General features: G+C 68.8%; 15 protein-coding genes. 7 read left to right on the forward strand and 8 right to left on the reverse strand.

What is annotated here, in order from left to right; translation table 11 throughout:
- Positions 1-118 precede the first annotated feature (118 nt).
- Positions 119-1,216, forward strand: coding sequence for an extracellular catalytic domain type 1 short-chain-length polyhydroxyalkanoate depolymerase (locus tag LRA89_RS05115; RefSeq protein WP_230769280.1), 1,098 nt, complete (start codon positions 119-121; stop codon positions 1,214-1,216).
- A gap of 162 nt (positions 1,217-1,378) precedes the next feature.
- On the opposite strand, the gene LRA89_RS05120 is transcribed toward LRA89_RS05115, so the two are convergent.
- The 3 genes from LRA89_RS05120 to LRA89_RS05130 all read right to left on the reverse strand — a co-directional run bounded on the left by LRA89_RS05120 (position 1,379) and on the right by LRA89_RS05130 (position 7,786).
- Positions 1,379-2,407, reverse strand: a complete 1,029-nt coding sequence (locus tag LRA89_RS05120; protein WP_230769281.1) for a phytase — start codon at positions 2,405-2,407, stop codon at positions 1,379-1,381.
- Positions 2,407-5,181 carry a TonB-dependent receptor gene (locus tag LRA89_RS05125; RefSeq protein WP_230769282.1) on the reverse strand — a complete coding sequence of 925 codons (2,775 nt, stop codon included), beginning with the start codon at positions 5,179-5,181 and terminating at the stop codon, positions 2,407-2,409. Before LRA89_RS05125 ends, LRA89_RS05120 begins: the two co-directional genes overlap by 1 nt.
- A 205-nt stretch (positions 5,182-5,386) precedes the next feature.
- Positions 5,387-7,786, reverse strand: a complete 2,400-nt coding sequence (locus LRA89_RS05130) for a TonB-dependent receptor (RefSeq protein WP_230769283.1) — start codon at positions 7,784-7,786, stop codon at positions 5,387-5,389.
- 124 nt (positions 7,787-7,910) lie between these two features.
- On the opposite strand from LRA89_RS05130, the gene LRA89_RS05135 reads away from it, so the two are divergent.
- Entirely contained in the window at positions 7,911-9,563 is a 1,653-nt protein-coding gene (locus tag LRA89_RS05135; protein WP_230769284.1) for an alkaline phosphatase D family protein, read from the forward strand.
- Positions 9,564-9,972: 409 nt separating this feature from the next.
- Here the strand turns inward: LRA89_RS05135 and LRA89_RS05140 are convergent, their stop codons facing one another.
- Positions 9,973-10,848 (reverse strand): NmrA family NAD(P)-binding protein, encoded by an 876-nt coding sequence (locus tag LRA89_RS05140; RefSeq protein ID WP_230769285.1) that lies wholly within the window; start codon positions 10,846-10,848, stop codon positions 9,973-9,975.
- Between the two features lie 83 nt (positions 10,849-10,931).
- On the opposite strand from LRA89_RS05140, the gene LRA89_RS05145 reads away from it, so the two are divergent.
- Positions 10,932-11,810: a hypothetical protein gene (locus tag LRA89_RS05145; RefSeq protein ID WP_230769286.1), complete on the forward strand. Its 879-nt coding sequence runs from the start codon at positions 10,932-10,934 to the stop codon at positions 11,808-11,810.
- Here LRA89_RS05145 and LRA89_RS05150 read toward each other — a convergent pair.
- Together LRA89_RS05150 and LRA89_RS05155 are read right to left on the reverse strand one after the other, a co-directional pair.
- Positions 11,732-12,952: a glycosyltransferase family 4 protein gene (locus LRA89_RS05150; RefSeq protein WP_230769287.1), complete on the reverse strand. Its 1,221-nt coding sequence runs from the start codon at positions 12,950-12,952 to the stop codon at positions 11,732-11,734. The two genes, LRA89_RS05145 and LRA89_RS05150, sit on opposite strands and share 79 nt — an antisense overlap.
- A complete protein-coding gene (locus tag LRA89_RS05155; protein ID WP_230769288.1) occupies positions 12,949-13,998 on the reverse strand; it encodes a glycosyltransferase family 4 protein in 1,050 nt (349 codons plus the stop codon). The genes LRA89_RS05150 and LRA89_RS05155 overlap by 4 nt, the downstream gene beginning before the upstream one ends.
- Before the next feature lie 82 nt (positions 13,999-14,080).
- Between LRA89_RS05155 and LRA89_RS05160 the strand changes: the two genes are divergently transcribed.
- From LRA89_RS05160 to LRA89_RS05170, 3 genes are all read left to right on the forward strand, one after another.
- On the forward strand, positions 14,081-16,150 hold the full coding sequence (locus LRA89_RS05160; RefSeq protein WP_230769289.1) for an HAD-IIB family hydrolase: 2,070 nt from the start codon (positions 14,081-14,083) through the stop codon (positions 16,148-16,150).
- A complete protein-coding gene (locus tag LRA89_RS05165) occupies positions 16,147-16,992 on the forward strand; it encodes a glycosyltransferase family 2 protein (RefSeq protein WP_230769290.1) in 846 nt (281 codons plus the stop codon). The genes LRA89_RS05160 and LRA89_RS05165 overlap by 4 nt, the downstream gene beginning before the upstream one ends.
- Positions 16,993-17,268: 276 nt before the next feature.
- Positions 17,269-17,838, forward strand: a complete 570-nt coding sequence (locus LRA89_RS05170) for a hypothetical protein (RefSeq protein ID WP_230769291.1) — start codon at positions 17,269-17,271, stop codon at positions 17,836-17,838.
- Here LRA89_RS05170 and LRA89_RS05175 read toward each other — a convergent pair.
- On the reverse strand, positions 17,799-18,836 hold the full coding sequence (locus LRA89_RS05175) for a glycosyltransferase (protein ID WP_230769292.1): 1,038 nt from the start codon (positions 18,834-18,836) through the stop codon (positions 17,799-17,801). The two genes, LRA89_RS05170 and LRA89_RS05175, sit on opposite strands and share 40 nt — an antisense overlap.
- 205 nt (positions 18,837-19,041) lie before the next feature.
- On the opposite strand from LRA89_RS05175, the gene LRA89_RS05180 reads away from it, so the two are divergent.
- Positions 19,042-19,812, forward strand: a complete 771-nt coding sequence (locus tag LRA89_RS05180; protein ID WP_230769293.1) for a hypothetical protein — start codon at positions 19,042-19,044, stop codon at positions 19,810-19,812.
- A gap of 4 nt (positions 19,813-19,816) precedes the next feature.
- On the opposite strand, the gene LRA89_RS05185 is transcribed toward LRA89_RS05180, so the two are convergent.
- Positions 19,817-21,247: a hypothetical protein gene (locus tag LRA89_RS05185; protein WP_230769294.1), complete on the reverse strand. Its 1,431-nt coding sequence runs from the start codon at positions 21,245-21,247 to the stop codon at positions 19,817-19,819.
- Between the last annotated feature and the right edge of the window lie 4 nt (positions 21,248-21,251).

Genomic DNA, 21,251 nt, shown 5'->3' on the forward strand with positions numbered 1-21,251 from the left:
GGCAGACGGCTGTCCTGTATCCATCGCATTGCCTATTGTGCAGCGCAGCATGGTCGCCATATCCTTTGGCGAAGGCATCGGTCCCAAGGGTGCCGTGACCTTGTGAGGTAGACGAACCATGCGACCGATTTCCGATACGATCCAGCGACTTGCCAAAATGCAGGCAGGCGGCATGGCGCACGGCACGCCCGACCGGCTGCGCGAGCTGGGACCGTTCCAGCCCAATCCCGGCAATCTGCGCGGGCGGCTGTACGTGCCCGATACGATCGCGCCCGGCGCGGCACTGGTGGTGGCGCTGCACGGCTGTACCCAGACCGCCGCCGCCTACGATCACGGCACCGGCTGGTCGACGCTCGCCGATCGCGAAGGCTTCGTCGTCCTGTTCCCCGAACAACAGCGTGCCAACAACGCCAACCTCTGCTTCAACTGGTTCGAGCCGGCCGATATTGCCCGGTCGGGCGGCGAGGCGGAATCGATCGCGGCGATGATCGATGCGGTGCTCGCGCTGCACCCGATCGACCCCACGCGGGTGTTCGTCACCGGGCTGTCGGCCGGTGGCGCGATGAGCGCGGTGATGCTGGCGACGTGGCCCGACAAGCTGGCCGGCGGCGCGATCATCGGCGGCCTGCCCTATGGCGGGGCGACCGGCGTGCCGCAGGCGCTCGACCGGATGCGCGGGCACGGCGCACCGACCGATGCAGCGGCGACGGCGGCGGTGCGCGCGGCGGCGGCCGGCGTGCCAGGCGCGCCGCGCGTGTCGGTATGGCATGGCAGCGCCGACACGACGGTCGTCGTCGGCAATCTCGACCGGCTGGTCGGGCAATGGCGCGGCGTCCATGACCTGACCGCTGGCCCCGATGCCGTCGCCAAGGGAGCGAACTGGGAACATCGGAGCTGGAACGGCCCCGACGGCACCGCGCTGGTCGAGGAATGGCGCGTGGCGGGCATGGGCCACGGCGTACCGATCGATCCGTCGAGCGGCATCGGCGCGGCGGGACCGTTCATGCTCGACGTCGGCCTGTCGAGCACCGAGGCGATCGCGCAGTCATGGGGTTTGACCGGAACCCCGGCCGCTTCGGCGACGACGGTCGCGACGCCCGCCCCCGCCCCGCGCGTCCGCCGGCTGGAACCGGTGGTCGAGGAACGCCAACCCGTTGCGGGCGGCGTACAGGCCACGATCGAACGCGCGCTGCGGGCTGCCGGGCTGATGCGCTAAGCATCGGATCGGGTTCACGCGGAGGCGCCGAGACGCGGAGGCGGTGCATCCTGCGGCGATAGCCGCCCGTCTTAACCGACGTTTGCAAGAAGGGTGCGGCTATCGCCGCACACGCAACCCCTCCGCGTCTCCGCGCCTTTGCGTGAACCAATCTTCCGACCGTCAGCGCAGCCGCAGCGCCCGCTTCACATCCCGCCACGACACCAGCTTGAAATTCTGCGTTTCGGGCGCATTGTCGCCGTCCTGGGCTACCATCAGCCCTTGGGGAAAGCGCGGCCCGAAATTGCCGGCGATCAACTCGATCCCGTCGGTGTCGCTCGTCCCGTCGATCGTGCCGCCACCGATGCGGAACCGCCCGGCATAGGACAGATCGGGCAGGCGATAGAGGCTATAGGCATTGTCGCCCTGGCTGCTGACGACCAGATAGCCGCCCCGCCGCCCCTCGGGCGCGATCGCCAGCCCTTCGGCATCGGCGACCAGCGTCGTGCCGTCGACCTTCGCGACCGGCGTCGCGGTGGTCGGCGCGGCGGGATCGGCGTCGAACCGCCACAGCCCGACATCCTCCTCGGCGACATAGAGCGTGGCCGTACGGTCATCGACCACGCAGCCCTCGGACTGGCTGCCGAGCTTCATCGACCGCACCGTCCGCACCACCGGCGGCTTGCCCGGCGGCAGGTCGATCGCGACCTGATCGATCCGCCCGTCCTTCATCACGACGAAGCCGAACAGCGCCTTGTCCGCCTTGCGGGTCCACAGGCACATGCCATAGGCCTCGCCCGCACCTACGGGAAAGCGCCCCATCGGCACCAACCGCCGCGCGACCGTGTCGAGCGTGAACAACGCCACATGCGCCTGCGCTTCATCGGCGCGGTCACTGGCCACCGCGATCACCCGGCCGCCGACGTCGCGCAGATCGACGTTGTTGAGTCGCGCGGCGGGCGTGAAGCTCAATCGCTTGCCCGACAGGTCGTAGACGTGGATGCCTGCCTTCTTGTCGGTCCCGATCACCAGACTGGCGGCGGGGTTGCGCCGGTTGCGCCAGATCGCGGGATCGTCGGCGGCATCGGCGGCGGTGTCGACCGGATCGGTTTCCGCTACCGCCGCGACCATCGGTGCTGCGGCGGGCGTCACCACCGGCGGCGGCGTCACCGCACATCCGCCGAGCAGCAGCGCAAGGAATGCGGCGCGCATCAGAACGTCACCCGTACGCCGGCCTGATAGCGCCGGCCAAAGGTTTCATGCTCGATCGTATAGCGGGTGTCGCCAACGTAGCGGCGGCCCGGCCCGTTCAGCAGGTTGCTGAAATTGCCATAGAGTTCGACGTTCTGGTTGATCGCGTAGCGGACCGACGCATCGAGCTCGTTGTCCTTGGCCCAATAGAAATCGCCGCCGTCGACACCGCGCACCACGCCGTTGATCGTCTGGAAATCGCCCAGATCATCGAGCCAGCGCGAGCGGTTCTGATACTGGACCCGTGCCGAGAAGCCGTATTTTTCGTAATAGACGCCGAGGTTGTAGACCGCGTCCGATGCGCCGGGCAGCGGCACGCGGCGGCCATCGGGGGTTTCGGCGCGGCTGCGGTTCAGCGTCGCGTTCATCTGCACGCCGAAGCCACCGACCCAGTCGGGCAGGCCAAGGTCGGCGACGAACGGATCGAGCTGCTGCTGGATTGCGCCTTCGATGCCGAGGATCGATCCGTCGCCGCCGTTGTCGATCGTCGAATAGACATATTGCGAGCGGTCGACACCGTTCGCGTTCAGCACGTCGCTGCCGAACGTTCGCGTCGTATCGAACAACACGTCGCGCAGCCGCTTGTAATAGGCACCGATCGACAGGAAGCCGCGCGGCAGGACATAATATTCGACATAGGCATCGACGCCCATCGCCTTTTCGGGCTTCGCGTCGGGATTGCCGCCCGACACGGTAAGATTGGCGTCGTTGAACGTCAGATTGGGCCGTAACTGGTCGTAATCGGGCCGCGCCGCGCCGGTGTTGAACGACAGCCGCGCCTTCATCCGGTCGTTGACGTCGTAATTGATGTGGAGGCTCGGATAGACGAGCGTGATGTCCCGCTCGACGCTGATCGGGGTGGTGACGCCGGTCGCGCCGTTGATCGTGGCGGCCGACGAATTGTTGCGGATATGCTCGATCCGCGCGCCGCCGATCACATTGCCCCAGTCGGTGGTGACGGTCGCCATGGCATAGGCCGAATAGATGCGCTCGTTCACGTTGTAGAGATTGGCGGTCTGGTCGCGATAGACCCCGACCTTCTTCGCCCGCTCGACGAGGTCGAGGAGCTTGTCGCGCCCGAAATACTGGAAGGTGTAGCCGAGCGGAACCTGACCCTGAAACCCGCCGGGGATCGCGATCTGGTCATAGCCGGTCGGGATGCCCGCCGCGGCGAACTGCGCCGCGTTGTTCAGTTCGAGCAGGCGTTCGTCGACCGACTTGGTGCGATCGTCGAAACGCAGGCCCGCGGCGATCGTCGTGCGGTTGCCGAGCAGGCCGTCGATGTCGTGGCTTACGTCGAGCCGCGCGGTATACGCCTCGGTCGTATCGGCGGCGTAGAGCGAGCGCAGGCGGCTGAGCGTGCGCGGGAAATTCTCGATCGCGCTCACCCGCTCGCCGCGACCCAGCGTGCCATTGGCATTGCGGATGGTGCGGTACAGCTCGACCTTCGCCAGTTGCGGATCGGTCAGGTCATAGGCGACGGTCAGCCGGTTGGCGGCGTTCGCGCCGTTGCTGCCGAACGAAGGGCTGTCGTAGTTGAGCTGCGCCGGCTGGGTCCGGTCGTCGATCGAGCGGGTATAGTTCGCGCGCCACGATACGCGCCACGTATCGAGGTCGTGGTCGCCGCCCAGCGTGTTGGTGAACACCGACTGCTTGTAGGCGCGAACCGTGAAGTTGGAGTTCAGGTCGATGCCATAGACGGTACCACGCAGCGGCGTGTTGCCGGTGCAGACATCGGCATAGCCGGTGGTGCCGGCCGCCGGCGTCGCGTTGACGGCGCAGGACGCGGTCCCGGCCGGGGTGCGCGATTGCTGGTCGTCGAGATCGAAGATATAGTTGTTGCGCTGCTCGTCATCCTGAAACGCCGAATAGATCGTCTCGGCGAAGATGCGGTTGCCCGCCGACGGCTCCCAGTCGAGCCGGGTCGACAGCGAATAATTCTTGCGGACGAGGCGATAGAGCTTGTTCTCGGTCTCGCGCGCCCAGATGCGGTCGCCGAAGCCGGGGCGGGCATCTTCCTTGACCGCTTCCCAATCGGTTTCGAAATTGTCGGTCACCATGCCGCGCCGGTACATCGTCGCCGACGACACGATGCCGAATTCGCCGATGCCGGTCTCGAACCGGTCGGACACGACCAGCGAGCCTTCCCATTCGCGGCGGTCGCCTAGCTCGACATAGCCGACGCCGGCCTTGCCCGCGACGAACAGGCCGTTGTGGTCGAACGCCGAGCGGGTGATGATGTCGACGTTACCCGAAATCGTCTCGCCGACCATGTCCGGCGTCACCGCCTTGCGGACGACGATCTGCTTGGCGATCGCCGAGGGGATCGAATCGAACCGCGCGGCGCGGCCTTCGGGGCTGACGACGTTGACGCCGTCGAACGACAGCGTGGTCCAGCGCTTGGGCGCGCCACGCAGGTTGACGTAGCGCGCCTGCCCCTGATCGCGCTCGACGCCGACACCGGGCAGGCGGCTGATCGCCTGGGCGATATTCTGGTCGGGCAGACGGCCGACCGCGTCCGACGCGATGACCGACACGAGCGCCGGGCTGTTACGCTGGATTTCGAGCGCGGCGGATTCGGATTCGGCGATCGGGCGCGATCCGCGCACAACGATTTCCTGATCCTCCTCGGGCACGGCGGCCGGATCGGCGGCAACCACGACGACCGGCTCGTCGCGCGGTGCGGCGAACGCGCTCACGGGAACGAAAGCGGCACCGGCGAGGAGCGCGCGCACGAAAACGGCCCGACCGGACCGCGACCACATACCAACCATGTCTGTTTCCCCATTCGAGAACGTCGTCGCGCTCTCTCGTTGGGGTGGCCCTGCCCGGCCGGTTTGGCAGAATGGTTACGCGATCGTTGCGTAATCATTACAATCGCGGCTGTTGCCAATCGGCAACAACCGGTGCGGGAAGCAGGCCGCCTCCCGCACCGTGCGATCAGAAACGCGCGCCGACCTCGACGCCATAGAAGCGCGGCTCGCCCCGGATATAGGTGGGCACGCCGAAGCCGCCGCCGGTGTTGCCGCCGTCGATCAGATAGCGCTCGTTGGTCAGGTTGCGGGCGAAGCCGCCGATCAGGAAGCGCCCGTCGCGGCCGATCTCGACGCCGGCACGCGCGTTGACCAGCGTATAGCCGCCCTGCGCGATCGTCGGATTGTTCGGCAGTTCGAAGAACACGCGCGAGCGATAGGTGACGCTCGGCACCGCATACAGCGTCAGCCCGCCCAGCGGCACCCGCAGGTTCGCGCCACCCGAGGCGGTCATGTCGGGCTGGAGACGGAAGCGATTGCCGGCGAACACGCCGTTGGTCGCGTCATTGCCGATGCCGCCGTCGAGATAGGCGAAGGTCCCGAACAGCGACAGGACGCGCCCGATCGCGAGATTGCCTTCCAGCTCGACGCCGAGGTTGTCGGCCGACCCGGCCGAACGGGTGGTCGTCACGCCATTCTCGGTCACGCTGACCTGAAACCCGTCATAGCGTTGGTAGAAGACCGATGCCGCCCCGCTGAACGGCCCGACCCGTCCCTTGATGCCGCCTTCGTAATTCCACACCAGCTCTTCGGGCACGATCTGCAGTGCGGGAACGACGGCGGCGGTCGCTGCCGTGCCGGTTCGCGCGGCGGCCAGTTGCACCACCGGCGAGCGGCGGCCCTTGCTGACCGTCGCGTACAGGTTCACCGCATCGCTCAGGCGGAACAGCGCGTTGAAGCGCGGCAGTACGGCGGCGAAGCTGCGTTCGGCCTCGAACTTCGCACCCCCGGTGCTGGCGGTGCCGAGCAGGCTGGTGAACACCCCCGCCCCGGCAAGGATGCGCGAGAAGGGCTGGACCGAGCTGTACTGCGACTGGCGATTTTCGATCAGCACCCGCGCGCCGGCGGTCAGCTCCAGTTGCGGCAGCGGCAGCCATGTCGCGTCGGCGAACACCGAATAGGTATCGTTGTTGCCGTAATTGGCGAATTCCGACGCATAGGGCAGCACGGTGGCCGCCCCCCGCGTCAGCAGCGCGGTGGCGCGCGTCGCCGGAATGGTGCCGTTGGCGGCGACGCAGCCCGCGCCGGTGGGCACGCCCGCCGCGTTCAGCCCGGCACGGACGCCGGCATAGGCCCCGGCGACCGAACAGGCGAGATAGGTGCCTTCCTCGGTTGAGAAGGGCACGCGCTGAAAGCCGTTTTCGAAAAAGGCGTTCCAGCCGAACGAGGCGCGTGCCTTTTCACCGGTGAAGGCGAAGCGGCCTTCGTGGCTCCACTGGTCGCCTTTCGCGTCCTCGGCGAATTCGAGATACCATGCCGGGCCGCCATCGGCGTCGAACGTTTCGAGGCTGTTGAAGCGGCGATAGCCATTGACGGTGGTAAAGACGACGCCCGGCGCGAGGTCGACCTGCACCGTCAGGTTCGCGTCATACACGTCGCGGTCGAGCCCCAGCTTGCGCTTGCCCAGCACCTCGGCGCTGAGCGGCGACCCAGACAGTTCGGCAGTGCCATAATCGCCGGTCCGCCCGCCGGTCGGCGCGAACGCGCGGCTCTTGAACGCGGTGCCCGGATTGCGCTGCCCGTCATAGGTGAGGACGAGGTCGGCGGTGACGGCGGGGGTCGGCGTCCAGCGCAGCGATCCGCGAATCCCGCGCTGGTCCTGCCCGTTCAGATCGTCCTGATCGACCCGGCCCTGATTCTGGTTCGGGATGGTCGCATCGCCCGCGATGTTGCGGACATAGCCGTCGCGGTACTTATACGCGAACGCCAGCCGCCCGGCGAGCGTGTCGTTGCCCGCGTTGAGAACCCCCGACACCTGCGTCCGGTCGAAATTGCCCCGGGATGCGGCGGCTTCCACCGAGAACCCAGGGCGCGGCCGCGCGGAAATAATCGATACCGCGCCGACGGCGGCGGCGGTGCCGAACAGCGTCGCCTGCGGCCCCTTCACCACCTCGATCCGTTCGAGATCGAACAGGTCCTGATACGCCCCGCGCGACCGGCTGATGTCGACGCCGTTGTAATAGAAGGTGACGCGCGCGCCCTGCTGCGCCGATCCCGAATCCGACGTGATGCCCCGGATCACGAAGCCCGGATTATTGGCGCTCTGCTCCTGGATGACGAGGCCGGGGATATATTGCGCGACATCGGCCAGCGTCGATACGCCGAGGTCGGCCATCCGCTTGCCGGTGATGGCGGTGACGGTGAGGGGTACATCCTCGATCCGCTGCTCCATCTTTTGCGCGGTCACGACGATCTCGGCGGCACTATCGGCATCGTCGGATGTGCGCGGCTGGATATTGGCCTGCGCGAAGGCGGTGGTCGAACAACCAAGCGCGAGCAGCGCGACGAGCGGACGCGAGAACGACATGCAATATCCCCCTAATGATGGCGCCGCCTCTAGGGGGAAGGAATGACAGTCCGGTTACGTCATCGACCTGTCGTATCAGCGACATAGGGGGCGGCTATCCCGTTTCTGCCAAGGTTTGCCGCCCATGACGATCAACCGCCGCACCGCCCTTCGCACCATCGGCGGCAGCGCCGCGCTCGCGCTGCCCGCCGTCACGGCCCGTGCCGCCACCCCGCCCGCGCGGTTCGAGCATGGCGTGGCGAGCGGCGATCCGGCGGCGGACGGCGCGATCCTGTGGACCCGCGCGACGCCGCCCGCCGGCGCGACGGGGGACATTCCGCTCGACTGGCATGTCGCCACCAGCGAGCAGGGCACGCCGGTCGCCAGCGGCCGCGCCACCGCCCGCGCCGCCCGCGATTTCACCGCCAAGGTCGAGGTCACGCGGCTGACCGCCGGGCGCGATTATTGGTACTGGTTCACGTGCGGTGACGGCACCCGTTCGCCGACCGGCCGGTTCCGCACCCTGCCGCGTGGGCGCACCGCCGATGTCGTGCTGGCGGTGGTGTCGTGCCAGTTGTATCCGGGCGGCTATTGGCACGCCTATACCGCGATCGCCGCCGAACCCCGGCTGGACGCGGTGCTGCATCTTGGCGACTATATCTATGAATATGCCCCCGACGGATACGGCGCCGACATCGGCCGCAAGCTGAACCGCCTGCCCGAACCGGCGCACGAGATCGTCACCCTCGCTGATTATCGCACCCGCCATGCGCAGACCAAGCGCGACGCGGCGATGCAGGCGGCGCACGCCCGCGCGGCATTCCTCTGCGTGTGGGACGATCACGAAAGCGCCAACGACGCCTGGGTCGGCGGGGCCGAGAACCACGACCCCGTGACCGAGGGCGACTGGGGCAAGCGCAAGGCGGCGGCGATGCAGGCCTATTTCGAATGGATGCCGATCCGCGATCCCAAGCCGGGCCAGCCATGGGCGGCGATCAACCGCGCGTTCGACTTCGGCGATCTGGCGACGCTGGTGATGGTCGAAACCCGCCTGCTCGCCCGGTCGGAACAGGCCGCGCCCAAGGGGGCCGGCATCGCCCCCGACGATTATGCACGGATGATGGCGATCCGCGCCCGCCCCGACCGCGACCTGCTGGGCAAGGGGCAGCAGGACTGGGTCGAGGCGCAACTGGCCCGGTCGGTCGCGGCGAAGCGGCCATGGCAGCTCCTCGGCAATCAGGTGGTGATGGCGCGCGTCCCCGGCCCCGACATTGCCGCGGCCCTCGGCGATGCCGGCTATGCCGAGTTTCTTGCCAAGGCACCCGCCGCCTATCGCGACCGGATCGCCGAGGGGCAGGCATCGTACAAGGCCGGCCTGCCGTTCAACTTCGATAGCTGGGACGGCTATCCCCCGGCGCGCGAGCGGCTCTATGCCGCGTTCCGCCGGGCGGGGTCGCGGCCGATCGTGCTGTCGGGGGACAGCCATGCTGGCTGGGCGAACGACCTGCACGACGATGCCGGCCGCCTCGTCGCCGCCGAATTCGGCGCGACCGCGATCTCCAGCCCGTCCTATGGCTCGGTCCTGCCCGGCATCGGCACGATCATCGCCGATGGCAGCCCCGAAGTCCGCTACTGCGATCAGGACCGCAAGGGCTATCTCCTGCTCACCCTGACGCCAACGCGCGCGCAGGCGCAGTTCCGCACCGTGTCGAGCGTCACCGAACCGACGTTCACCACCGAAACCACCGCGCGCTGGTCGGTCGCGGCGGGCAGCGTCGCGCCGATCGTCGAGGAGTAGGACTAGGGCCGATCGACATTCAACGAAATGGCTTCCTGATCTGCTCCCCTCCCTGACCAGGGAGGGGCTGGGGGTGGGTCGGCCCGAGAGGAAACGGTAGCGCTCCACAACCGGCCCACCCACCCCCAAACCCCTCCCTTGTCAGGGAGGGGAGCCGCCAAGCGCCATCGTCTGGCTGAATGTCGATCGGCTCTAGGGCCGATCGACATTCCGTCGGCCGTGACGTCAGCAACGACCATTTCCGTCACCCCGGACTGGTTCCGGGGTCCACCGTGCAGCGATTGATGCCGCTCGAGGCACTTGCGACAGCGTGTGCGGCCAAGTGGACCCCGGACCAAGTCCGGGGTGACGAAGGAGGATGGCGTTTTCGACTACCAACTGCACCGGAATAGCGGAATGTCGATCCCCACTAGCCCCGCAACACGTCGCGCAGATCGGTCCACGCGACGGCATAGCGCGCGTTGTCGGTCGGGGCCGATGGCGCGCGCCCGTCGAACATATTGTGGAGATACTGCATCCCCTGCCACGCCGGGAACACCGAGGTGCGATCGGGGAACAGCCGCCGCGTCACTCCGATCAGCCGGGCAAGGCCGTTCAGCGATCCGGCGCGCAGCACGCCATAGCGCTTGCCCGTCACCTCGCCCATCACCCCGGCGAGGTCGCGCGCGCTGACGCTCGCCCCGGCGATGTGCAGGTCGCGTGGTGCTGCGGTATCGAGCGCGGCGGCGGCGGTATAGGCGGCGACATCGTCCTTGGTCGTCAGCGCGAAGCGGGTGTCGGCATCGCCCCAGTACAGCACCCGCCGTACCGGCCGCTGGATCAGCGGCATCTGCCCATTGAGCATATCGGCGAACGCGCCGTTGAAGATCGAGGTGGCGAGAATCGGCGCGGTGTCGAGCCGGGTGCGAAAGGCGCGGCGCAGATCGAAGTTGCGATTCGTGCCGGTCGGCAGCGCGGTATAGTCGATCGAGAAGTCGGATGGCACGAACCGCGCCGCCCCGCCCCCGATCGCGGCATCGAGCAGCCGGGTCTGCGTATCGAGGATCGTCTCGCCCAGACCGTTCAGCGCCGACACCACGCAGCGCGCATCACGGCACGCGCGGACCAGCGCCGCCGCATCGTCATAGTCGACGGCGACGACCTCAGCGCCGGCCGCCGCCAGCACGGCGGCATCGGCCCCCGGCCGGACCAGCGCGCGCACCACCGCACCGCGCGCGAGCCCCGCACGGACGATCCGCCCGCCCAGATCGCCGTTCGCACCGGCGACAACGATCGTTTCTGTCACATCCTTGCGTATCATTGCGGTTAGCGAACCACCCTGCCGTCCGTGCGTTCCCTACGCGCATCACCGCGAAACGGGAACAGCCATTGGACGAAGCGATCACCGGGCCCCGCTGCCCGATCTGCGGCAACGATCGCTGGCATGCCCGCCCGCTGCCCGAATGCACCCACTGCGGCCTCGCCGTCGCCGGTCTGCGCTTCGACGCGGTCGCGCTGCGCGAGGCGATCCGCGCGCATCTGGCGGGGGGACCCATGACCGGCTTCATGCTCGAACCTCATGCCCGGCGCAACGCGGCATGGGCGCTGGGGATGGTGTGGCAGGCGGATGGCTGGCGCCCGGCCACGCCACGCTCGCCCGACGTGACGCTGGGCATCATCGCCCGCGCCAGCGACAGCGACACGGTGGCTGCGATGCTCGCGGCGCTGCGGCCGACGTTCCTCAAGGCGATCGTCGTCCTCGACGGCACGATTGGCGATGCCGCCACTCTCGCCATGCAGGCGCGCGGCGTGCAGGTCATGGCGCATCCGCTGGGCGGCGACTTCGCCGCGCAACGCAACCGGGTGCAGGCGCTGGCGGACGGCTGGGTGCTGCACCTCGACACCGACGAACGGCCCGACGATGCCCTGCTCGGCGCGCTCGGCTGGCTGACGGCGGCGGCCGATCGCGACGGTCTGTGCGCGCTCGGCCTTGCCCGGCGCAATCTGGTCGACGGGGTGCAATCGGCGCTGTGGCCCGACATCCAGTACCGGCTGGTGCGCAGTAACGTCCGCTTCGCCGGCCGGGTCCACGAACGCCCCGAGGTGCCGTTCGAGCGGACCTCGCTGGCGCTGACCGGCGCGATCGATCACCGGCTGGACCGCGCCCGCGTACTCGCACGATCGAAAGTCTATGAGGCGATGTCCGCCGGGGCCGGCCGCCCGGGCGACGAAGCCGCCTTGCTCCGCCCGTTCACCGCGGCGACGTAGGCCGCCGCCGTTTCCGTCGCCAGGCTCGTCCGGGTGAAGCGCCCCGCCGCCACCCGCGCCGCCGCCGACAGGGCGGCGCGCAACCCGCCGTCGCGCAGCATCCGCCGCAACACGTCGCCCAGCGCCACCGCCGTGCAATTCTCCGCCAGCAGCCCCGCGCCGCTCTCACCCACGAACAACCGCGCGCTCGGGTCCTCGCCGCACGCCGCGATCGGCCGGGCGAACATCATCGCCTCCTGATACACCAGCCCGAAACTTTCGTAGCGCGACGGCGCGACCACCATGTCCGCCGCCGCCAGTTGCGCGTGCAGCGTCTCGTCGTCGACCCGGTGAAAGGAGTCGATCCGGCGCAGCGCCGCCGGCGGCAGTCCGTCCAGCTCGTGGCGATGCAGCCCGATCACCGTCAGCCGGAAATCGGGCAGCGCCCCGGCATCGGCCTCCGCCGCCAGCGCGGGCAGTGCGCCGATCAGCGCATCGGTTCCTTTACGCGGTTCGTTGCGTCCGACGAACAGCATCCGCAGCACGTCGTTGCCCGGCGGATAGGATGCCGCCTGCCCCGCCGCGACGATCGCCGGGTCGAGGCTCAGGCCGATCACCGCATGCCCCGGCCCCGGCGGTGCCGTGCGGTACAGCGCGGCGATCTTCGCGCCATGCGCCGCGGTGTTGGAGATGAGCCCCGCCGACGCGCGTGCCGCCATCGCCTCCACCATCACCGCCCCCCGCCGATCGATCCGGTCGCGCAGGGTTACGGGCGGGGCGGCGCTGGTCGCGACCGGCGTGGAATTGCGCGTGACATAGGGCACCGGCCCGGTCAGCGCGATCCATAGCCCCGGCGCATACCAGTTCGTCCCCTCGACCACGTCGAACGGGCGTTCGGCATGCAGCCGCCGCACCGTCCGCGCGATCATCGCCGGGCCGCACAAATGGCCGATGCCGGGCCAGCGCCGGACCCACGCCAGCCAGCCGCCGCCGCCAGCGCCGACCACCTCGACCGCGCCATCTTGCTCACGCCCCGACCGGTCCATCGTGACAACGCGCACGTCATGCCCCGCATCGGCCAGCGCCTGCGCGATCTCGCGCGCGGCGCGCGACAGGCCGCTCTTCTCGGGCGGATAGGCCCAGGTGACGATGCCGATCCTCATCTGAGCGCGATCAACTGGCGGTAGAGTGCGACATAGTCCTCGGCCATCCGCCGGGCGGTGAAACGCGCCTCGAAGCGTTCGCGCACCCGCGCCCGGTCGAGCGTTTCGATCCGCTCCAAGGCGGCGACCGCCTCGTCCTCGCTGCCGACGACGAAGCCGGTAACGCCCTGCTCCACCACCTCACGCGCGCTGCCCCGGTCCCATGCGATCACCGGCGTGCCGCACGCCATCGCCTCGATCATCACCAGCCCGAACGGCTCGGGCCAGTCGATCGGGAACAACAGCGCCGCCGCCTCGCCCAGCAGCGCCTGTTTGGCGCGGTCGTCGACCTCGCCGACATGGACCGCGTCGTCGCCCAGCAACGGCGCGACGCTGTCGGTGAAATAGCGCGGGTTGCCGACGTCGATCCCCCCGGCCAGCCAGATCGGTCGCCCGGCGGCACGCGCGACGCGGATCGCGACGTCGGGCCGTTTCTGGTCGGTCATCCGCCCGATGAAGGCGACGCCGCGCCCGCCCGGCCCGGCGCGGAACCGTTCGGGCGGAATGCCGTGGTGGACGATGCCGGCGTGGTTCGACCGGGGCAGGTCGCGCGCCTGCGCCGCCGAGATCGCCGCGACCGGCAGGTCGGGAAAGCTGCGAAAGAACAACTGCCGGTCCAGCTCGTCCAGCCGCCAGTGGACCGTCGTCAGGCTGCACCCGATCCGGTCGCCTAGCACCGCCGCATGGGCGAACTCGCCGTGGCAATGCACCATGTCGAACCGGTCGAGATAGCGCCGCAGGATGCCCAGTTGCGCCGCCTCCAGCGCGGCGGGAACCCCCGGCGCGACCGTGCCGTGATGTTGTTCCAACGTGCGCAGGCTGGGGTGCGCCGACAAATGCTGCGCGGTGGTGATGCTGTCCGACGGCGCGATCAGCGTCACGTCATGGCCCATCGCCACCAATGTCTCGGTCAGGTCGGACACGACCCGTTCGGTGCCGCCGGTACGGCCCGGCGGGGTGGGGTAGATCACCGGGGCGACCTGCGCGATGCGTAAGGGGGCGGGCATTCCACGGGCGGAACCATCCGCTTGCGCGACGGTTCCGTCAGGGTGGTCCCAACACCACGTATTTAAACGGGAAAGTTCCGTAATGTTCATCCTACATCTTGCGTTGCAGGGCTGTCTTCGTGCGCGCGAGGTGGAATATGGCGTTACGGCCGACACCGGCGGCCACATCCGCTACCTGCTCGATCTGGTCACGGCCGGCGGGCGGCATCCCGACATCGAACGGCAGGAAATCGTTACCCGTGCCTTTCGCGGCGGACCTGCCGGCGAGCGCTATTGGCGCGCGATCGAACCGATCGATGCGACGACCCGCCTCGTCCGCCTGCGCTCGGCGAGCGACGCCTATATGGCCAAGGAGGCATTGTGGGCCGAGCATGAAACCACGGTCGACGCGCTGGTCGCGCATATCGCAACGCTCGACCGCCGGCCCGACCTGATCCATGCCCATTATGCCGATGCCGGCGCGGTGGCGGCGGCGATCCGGGACCGGCTCGGCATCCCCTATCTGTTCACTGCCCATTCGCTCGGCCGGGTCAAGCGGACTGCGTTCGGCACCGATTGCGCCGAGACGCAGGGCATCGACCGCCGCATCGCGATCGAGGACCGCGCGATCGCCGGGGCCGCCGCGATCATCGCCTCCTCGCGCGACGAGGCGGAGGTGCAGTACGCCGGCTATCCGAGCTACGATCCCGGCCGCATCCGCATCATCCCGCCGGGCAGCGATCTCGCGCTGTTCGCCGGCACCTGCACCGATACGCTGGTCGACGCCCGGATCGACCGGTTCCTCGCCGATCCGACCAAGCCCGCGATCCTCGCCATCGCCCGGCCGGTCAGCAAGAAGAACCTCGCCGCCCTCGTCCATGCCTATGGCCGGTGCCCCGCGCTGCAGACCGCCGCGAACCTCGTCATCGTCGCCGGCACCCGCGACGATCCGCGCAGCCTCGAACCCGAACTCGCCGGCAACATGGCCGAACTGTTCGCGCTGATCGACCGCTACGACCTGTATGGATCGGTAGCACTTCCCAAGAGCCACGCGCCGCACGAAGTCCCGGCGATCTATGCCTATGCCCGCGCGCGGCGCGGCGTGTTCGTCAACCCCGCGCTCAACGAACCGTTCGGCCTCACCCTGCTCGAAGCCGCCGCCTCGGGCCTGCCGCTGGTCGCGACCGACAGCGGCGGGCCGAACGACATCATCGAAGGCTGCGGCAACGGCATCCTCGTCGATCCGCGCGATCCGCATGCCATCGGTCAGGCGGTGCTGAAAATCCTGTCCGACGACATGCTGTGGGACCGGTATTCGCAGGCCGGGGCGGTCGCGGCCAGGCTGTACGACTGGGACGGCCATGTCGAACGCTATGTCGAACTGGCGCAGGCGGTCATCGCCCCGCCGGCCCCGGTGATGGAGTCGCCGCGCCTGCTGCTCGTCTCCGACATCGACAACACATTGCTCGGCGAAGCGGAGGCCGCCGCCGCGTTCAACCTGTGGCACGGCGACCAGCGCGACATGGCGTTCGGCATCGCGACGGGGCGCAGCCTGCACAGCGCGCTGGCGATCCTCGCGCAGAACCATGTCGCGCCGCCCGCCGTCATGATTACCTCGGTCGGATCGGAAATCTACCACCACGTCCACGGCGGCGTCTATGCCCGCGACGATGCGTGGACCCGGCGGATCGACGCCGGCTGGGACCGCGCCGCCATCGCGCGGCTGCTCGCCACCGTCGCCGACCTCCGCCCGCAAAGCCCGCTCGAACAGCGCAGCCACAAGCTCAGCTATTTCACCGGCGGCGAGGCGGACATCACCGAACGGGTGCGCGACCTGCTCGCCGCCGCCGGCGTCACCGCCTCGGTGATCCACAGCCACGGCCGCTATCTCGACGTGTTGCCGCTCGCCGCGTCGAAGGGCACGGCGGTCGAATATGTCCGCCAGCACCATGGCCTGCGCCCCGATCAGGTGATCGTCGCGGGCGACAGCGGCAATGATGTCGAGATGCTGCGCGCCTGCGCCCGATCGATCATCGTCGGCAATTATTCGGACGGCCTGGCGCAGCGCGCCGACCTCGCGCACAGCTATGTCGCGCGGACCGGCTATGCGTTCGGCATCATGGAAGGCGTCGCCCATTTTCGCGCGCAGCCCGACCGGCGGCTGATCGCGTGATTTCGGTCTGCACGCTGGTGCGCGGCCGCGAGGGGCATCTTGCGCAGTTGCTCGCTGGCATCGCCCGTCAGACCCGTGCGCCCGACGAAATCGTCATCGCCTATATGCAGGATGCCGCGCCGTCGGGCCTGCCCGATCCCGGCGTACGGTTGCGCGAGATATTCGTCCCCGGCGATCCGATGCCGCTCGCCCGCGCGCGCAACGCCGCCGCTGCCGCCGCACAGGGTGACACGCTGATCTTTCTGGATGTCGACTGCATCCCCTCGCCGACGCTGGTCGAACGCTATGCCGCCGTGCTCGCCGACGCGCCCGGCGTCTGTCTCGGCGAAGTCCGCTATCTGCCGCCCGGCCCGGTCGATCCAGCGACCTTGCCGCACATCGGCGAGCGCCACCCCGCCAAACCGGCGCTCGCCGACGACGAGGTCCGCCCGGTGCCGAGCCATGGCGAACTCTGGGGCCTGTCGTTCGCCCTCCCCCGCCTCGCATGGGATGCGGCGGGCGGCATGGACGAGGGCTATGTCGGCTATGGCGGCGAGGAAACCGACTTCGCGTGGCGGCTCCATGCGGCGGGCGTGCCGATGGCATGGGTCGGCGGCGCGGTCGCATGGCATCAGCATCACGCGGTCCACGTCCCCCCGCTCCACCAGTTCGACCCGATCCTGCGCAACGCCGCCCGCTTCCGCGAACGCTGGGGCCGGTGGTGCATGGACTATTGGCTCGGCCAGTTCGCCGCCGCCGGGCTGATCCGCTGGACCGCCGACGCGACCGCGATCGAACGCCTGCGCGATCCTACCCCCGCCGAAATCGCCGCCAGCCGGCGCGGGGATGCGTTGTTCAGTTAGCTGGGATCGGCATTCAGCCAGACGTTGGCTTTTGGTGGCTCCCCTCCCTGAAAGGGAGGGGTTGGGGGTGGGTCGGCCCGAGAGGAAACGTAAGCGCTCCACAACCGGCCAATCCACCCCCACCCCCTCCCTTTCAGGGAGGGGAGCAGATTGGGAAGCCATTCCGTTAAATGTCGATCCGACCCAGGACCGAATCCACCAAATCTGCATGCCGGCTCGATACCCGCCGCACATCGTCCGCCTATCGTCCGATCGATCACGACGATGGAGGTTCCGATGCGCACGGTCCGGCGACCCACCTTTCCCTGGCGGCTTCTCGGATGGGGCGGCCTCGCCGGTCTGTTGCTGCTGCCATGGGCGGCGGGCGCACCATGGACGCCGGCGGATTACGGCTTCGCCGCCGCGATGTTCGCCGCACTCGGCGGGATGATCGAGCTGGCGGTGCGCACCTCGGGCAACCCTGCCTATCGCGCGGGCGCGATCGTCGCGATCGGCACCGCCTTCCTGCTGCTATGGAGCAACGCCGCGGTCGGCCTGCTCGGCGACGGGGATAATCCGGCCAATGCGGTGTTCCTGATCGTCCTCGCCATCGCCATCCTCGGCGGGCTGTTCGTCCGGTTCGGCAGCGCCGGCATGGTCCGCGTGATGCAGGGCACCGCGCTTGCCCAGTTGCTTGCCGGCACGCTCGGCTGGACCTTGGGCTGGGCCGCGCCGGGCGGGCAGGGCGTGTATGAAGTCACGCTCGGCATCGCCCTGTTCGGCACGCTCTGGCTGGTCGCCGCGGGATGTTTCGCCCGCGCCGCGCGTCACTCCGCCCAGAGCCGTACCGCCAGCCCTTCGATATAATCGGCGGCATGGGCGGCGGCGGCGGGATCGTACAGCGCCGCCAGCGCCGCCGGATCGAGCGCCTTCGCCGCGTCGAGCAGCCCGCGCCAGGGGCTGAGCGACCCCGGCCAGCGGTGTAGCGCCACCGCCGCGCCGACCTCGGCCAGCCGGTCGGCCTTGCGCGTCTGTTCGGCGAAATAGCGCCATTCGGGCGCGCAGATATAGGGCCGGCCGACCCGCGCGATCTCGTGCACCGTATTGTCCCCGGCCGACGCGATGACGACGTCGGCCGCCGCGATATGATCGGTGACGTTCGCGACCCAGCCCTTCTCCACCAGATTGCCGAAGTCGGTTTCATGCCCCTCGCGGTGGACCGGCCCGATCACCAGCCACAGCGCATCCGGCACCGCCCGCGCCGCCATCGTCAGCGGGGCATAGGGCGTCCCCGCCCCGCCCCCGCCGGTCAGCACCAGCACGACCTCACGCGCCGGATCGATCCCGAGCCTTGCCCGCGCCTCGGCTTTCGATGGCACCGGATCGGTCGTGGTACACAGGCCGCCGGTGTAGCAGGTCTTGGCCCGCGCCCAGTCGGGGAAATCATCCTGCTCGATCGCCTGATCGAACGGCGCCAGCAGCCCGACGCACGCCTGATAGGCACCCAGATGCCCCGGATCGGTCCGGTCGCCGTGCATGCGGATCTTGATCGCCGGCACGCTCGCGATCCGCGCCATCAGCGCGATCTCCGCCGACACGTCGACCACGAACAGCGCAGGGCCGACATCGTCGAGATGGTCGAGGATCGTGCGCATCGTCCGCCGCGTCGCATCGACGCCCAAGGGCACGCAGTGCAGCACCTCGGGCGTCGGCTGGTCGAACAGCGCCCGCGTCGGCACCGGCGCACCGATCATGTTGGGCAGTTCGATCAGCTCGACCGGCCGGTCGAACCCGTCGAACAGATCGGGCCGCGCGCACAGGATCGTTACCCGACGTGTCGCCGGCAGTTCGCGGATGATCGCCATCGCGCGATTGGCGTGTCCGCGCCCTTGATGATGGATGAATAAGGTGATCGGCCGTGTCGTCATATATCCCCCGGAAAACCCGACTATCGACAGCGGCGTACGCTGCGTTCCGGCCGGGGAACCCTTGTTCGCACCCGGCGTATCCCGCATAGCTAAGTTATTGCGGTAGCGCAACAATTTCCGATCCGATCGCTAGGAATTACCCATGTCCGAACCCTGGACCAGCCCCCGTCCCGGCCTGTCGCTGCTTCGGCGTGGGCACGCCCCGATCCGGGCGATCCAGGTCTATGGACAACGCTGTTCGGGCACCAACGTGCTGATCCGCTCGATCGAGGCGAACCTCGGGCCCGCCGCCTTTACGGAAAGCTGCGGTTTCAAACACTGGTTCGTCCCCGAACAAGTGTTGTTCCCACGCGACGTGATGGTGCTGGTGATCGCGCGCGATGCCGTAGACTGGGTACGCAGCCTGCACCGCCAGCCATGGCACGCGCATCCCGATCTCAAGGCGCTCGGCTTCTCCGACTTCATCCGCGCGCCGTGGCACAGCTATTGGGACCGGGAATTCTGGGGGGTCGACGCCGATCATCCGGTGCTGGGGCGCGAGATGCTGCACGAACGCTGCCCCATGACCGGCGACCGGTTCGCCAACCCGCTCGCCAAGCGGACCGCGAAGCTGCGCCACTGGAGCGAGCTTGGCGACCGCGCGCACCATGTCGCGCTGCTCGGGCAGGATGCGTTCCTCGCCGACCCGCAGGGGGTGATCGACGCTCTGGCGGCGGCCACCGGCCTCACCCGCAGCGAACCCTTCGTGTCGCACGACAGCTACAAGGGGCAGGGTTTCCGCAAGTTCGTGCCGACCCGCTACGATCGGGTATCGGACGCGGACCTTGCCCATATCCACGCATGGCTCGACCCGGACGTGGAGGCGCGCTTCGGTTTCGACATCCCTGCGGCCCAGGCGCAGGCCGCCGAATAAACGATCAGGCGGGCCGCCGCCGCACGAGCAGCACCAGCACCGCCAGCATCGGACCCGCCACCACCGCCCAGATCGCCAGCCCCTGCCACGGGGTATAGCCCAGCCATTCGTCGGCGACGGTGCGCAGATAGCCCGGATTGAACCGCTCGACGAACACGCCGTCGCGCACCGCGCGCTCGACGCTGCCCGGCGCGGTGATCTCGGCGCTGGCGATGGCCATGTTGAGCACGATCGATCCGGCGAGCAGCGCCGCCACCGCCAGCCGCGACCAGCGCAGCGCTCTCGCCCAGAACATGCCGATGCCGAGGCACAGGAACCCCACGGCGGGCAGCGCATGGCGCGGACCCGTAGCATTGCCGCCGTCCCAGTAATAATAGGAAGCGTTGATGAGGAACGGCAGGACCGCCCCGCCCAGCGCCAGCCATCCGACCGCACGGGTGCGCGCATCGGCGATCAGCATCGCGATACCGAACGGCGCGACGATCAGGATCGGCGCGACCCACAGCATGCCCCGCCGCTCGCCGAAGGTCAGTTGATACAGGACATCGGGCTTGGGATAGGTCAGCCCGAACAGCCCCTCCTGCATGCCCGCAAAATCGGTGACGCCCGAATAGCCGAGGCGAAACACCGTCCCGAACGCGAACCAGTTGTAGCCGACCAGCAGCAACAGCGCGCTCGCCCCCGCCACCAACACGATTCCCGCCGCCCGGCCCTGTTCGGCGCGGTTCCGGTCGCGCAGGCGCCATAGCGCGTACAGCCCGACCGGCAGCCCGGCGATCAGCGCCGAATGCTCGATCAACACCGCCCAGCCCAGCGCCAGCCCGGCAACCAGCGGATAGCGCCACGGGATCGCGGGCGACGCGCTCCCCCGCCACACCGCCCAGCCGGCGATCACCAGCAACGCCGCCACCGGCGCATGGCCGAAGATCGTCGTCGACCATCCCCAGACGGTGGTGCCCAGCCCATAGCTCAGCGCCGCGACCACGCCCGCGCCCGCATCATCCATCAGGCCGCGCACCCAGCCATACAGCAGCATCGCCGCCAGCGCGGTAAGGCCCGCGCAGACCAGCGCCGCGACCAGCCGGATGCGGATTTTCAGGAAGCGGTTGAAGCCGGGGTCCTCGAACGCCGGGGTATAGTCACTCGACTTCACCCCCGACACCCGGTCGGCCACCGCGACGACCGGCAGCGCGAGCAAGGTCATGCCCGGCGCCTTGTCCGAATAATAATGCTCGCCGAACCGTGCCTTGTCGATCGTCATCGGCGCATAGCGATCGATCGTCGCATCGCCCTGTTCGACGATCGCGATCGCGGCGAACATCCGCACCGCGTTGTTCGGATTAAACTCCCAAGACCCGAACCATGCGCACGAAAACCATGTCAGCAGCAGGATCGCCCAGGCGACGGGATCGCGCTGCAACGGCGGGGTCGGCATGGTC

This window comes from Sphingomonas sp. Leaf4 (assembly GCF_920939515.1).
Classification (GTDB): domain Bacteria; phylum Pseudomonadota; class Alphaproteobacteria; order Sphingomonadales; family Sphingomonadaceae; genus Sphingomonas.

Coding starts and splice junctions, on each gene's coding strand:
- LRA89_RS05155 (WP_230769288.1), bottom strand. CDS start 13,998: ATGCCCGCCCCCTTACGCATCGCGCAGGTCGCCCCGGTGATCTACCCC.
- LRA89_RS05160 (WP_230769289.1), top strand. CDS start 14,081: ATGTTCATCCTACATCTTGCGTTGCAGGGCTGTCTTCGTGCGCGCGAG.
- LRA89_RS05150 (WP_230769287.1), bottom strand. CDS start 12,952: ATGAGGATCGGCATCGTCACCTGGGCCTATCCGCCCGAGAAGAGCGGC.
- LRA89_RS05170 (WP_230769291.1), top strand. CDS start 17,269: ATGCGCACGGTCCGGCGACCCACCTTTCCCTGGCGGCTTCTCGGATGG.
- LRA89_RS05115 (WP_230769280.1), top strand. CDS start 119: ATGCGACCGATTTCCGATACGATCCAGCGACTTGCCAAAATGCAGGCA.
- LRA89_RS05135 (WP_230769284.1), top strand. CDS start 7,911: ATGACGATCAACCGCCGCACCGCCCTTCGCACCATCGGCGGCAGCGCC.
- LRA89_RS05130 (WP_230769283.1), bottom strand. CDS start 7,786: ATGTCGTTCTCGCGTCCGCTCGTCGCGCTGCTCGCGCTTGGTTGTTCG.
- LRA89_RS05175 (WP_230769292.1), bottom strand. CDS start 18,836: ATGGCGATCATCCGCGAACTGCCGGCGACACGTCGGGTAACGATCCTG.
- LRA89_RS05180 (WP_230769293.1), top strand. CDS start 19,042: ATGTCCGAACCCTGGACCAGCCCCCGTCCCGGCCTGTCGCTGCTTCGG.
- LRA89_RS05185 (WP_230769294.1), bottom strand. CDS start 21,247: ATGCCGACCCCGCCGTTGCAGCGCGATCCCGTCGCCTGGGCGATCCTG.
- LRA89_RS05120 (WP_230769281.1), bottom strand. CDS start 2,407: ATGCGCGCCGCATTCCTTGCGCTGCTGCTCGGCGGATGTGCGGTGACG.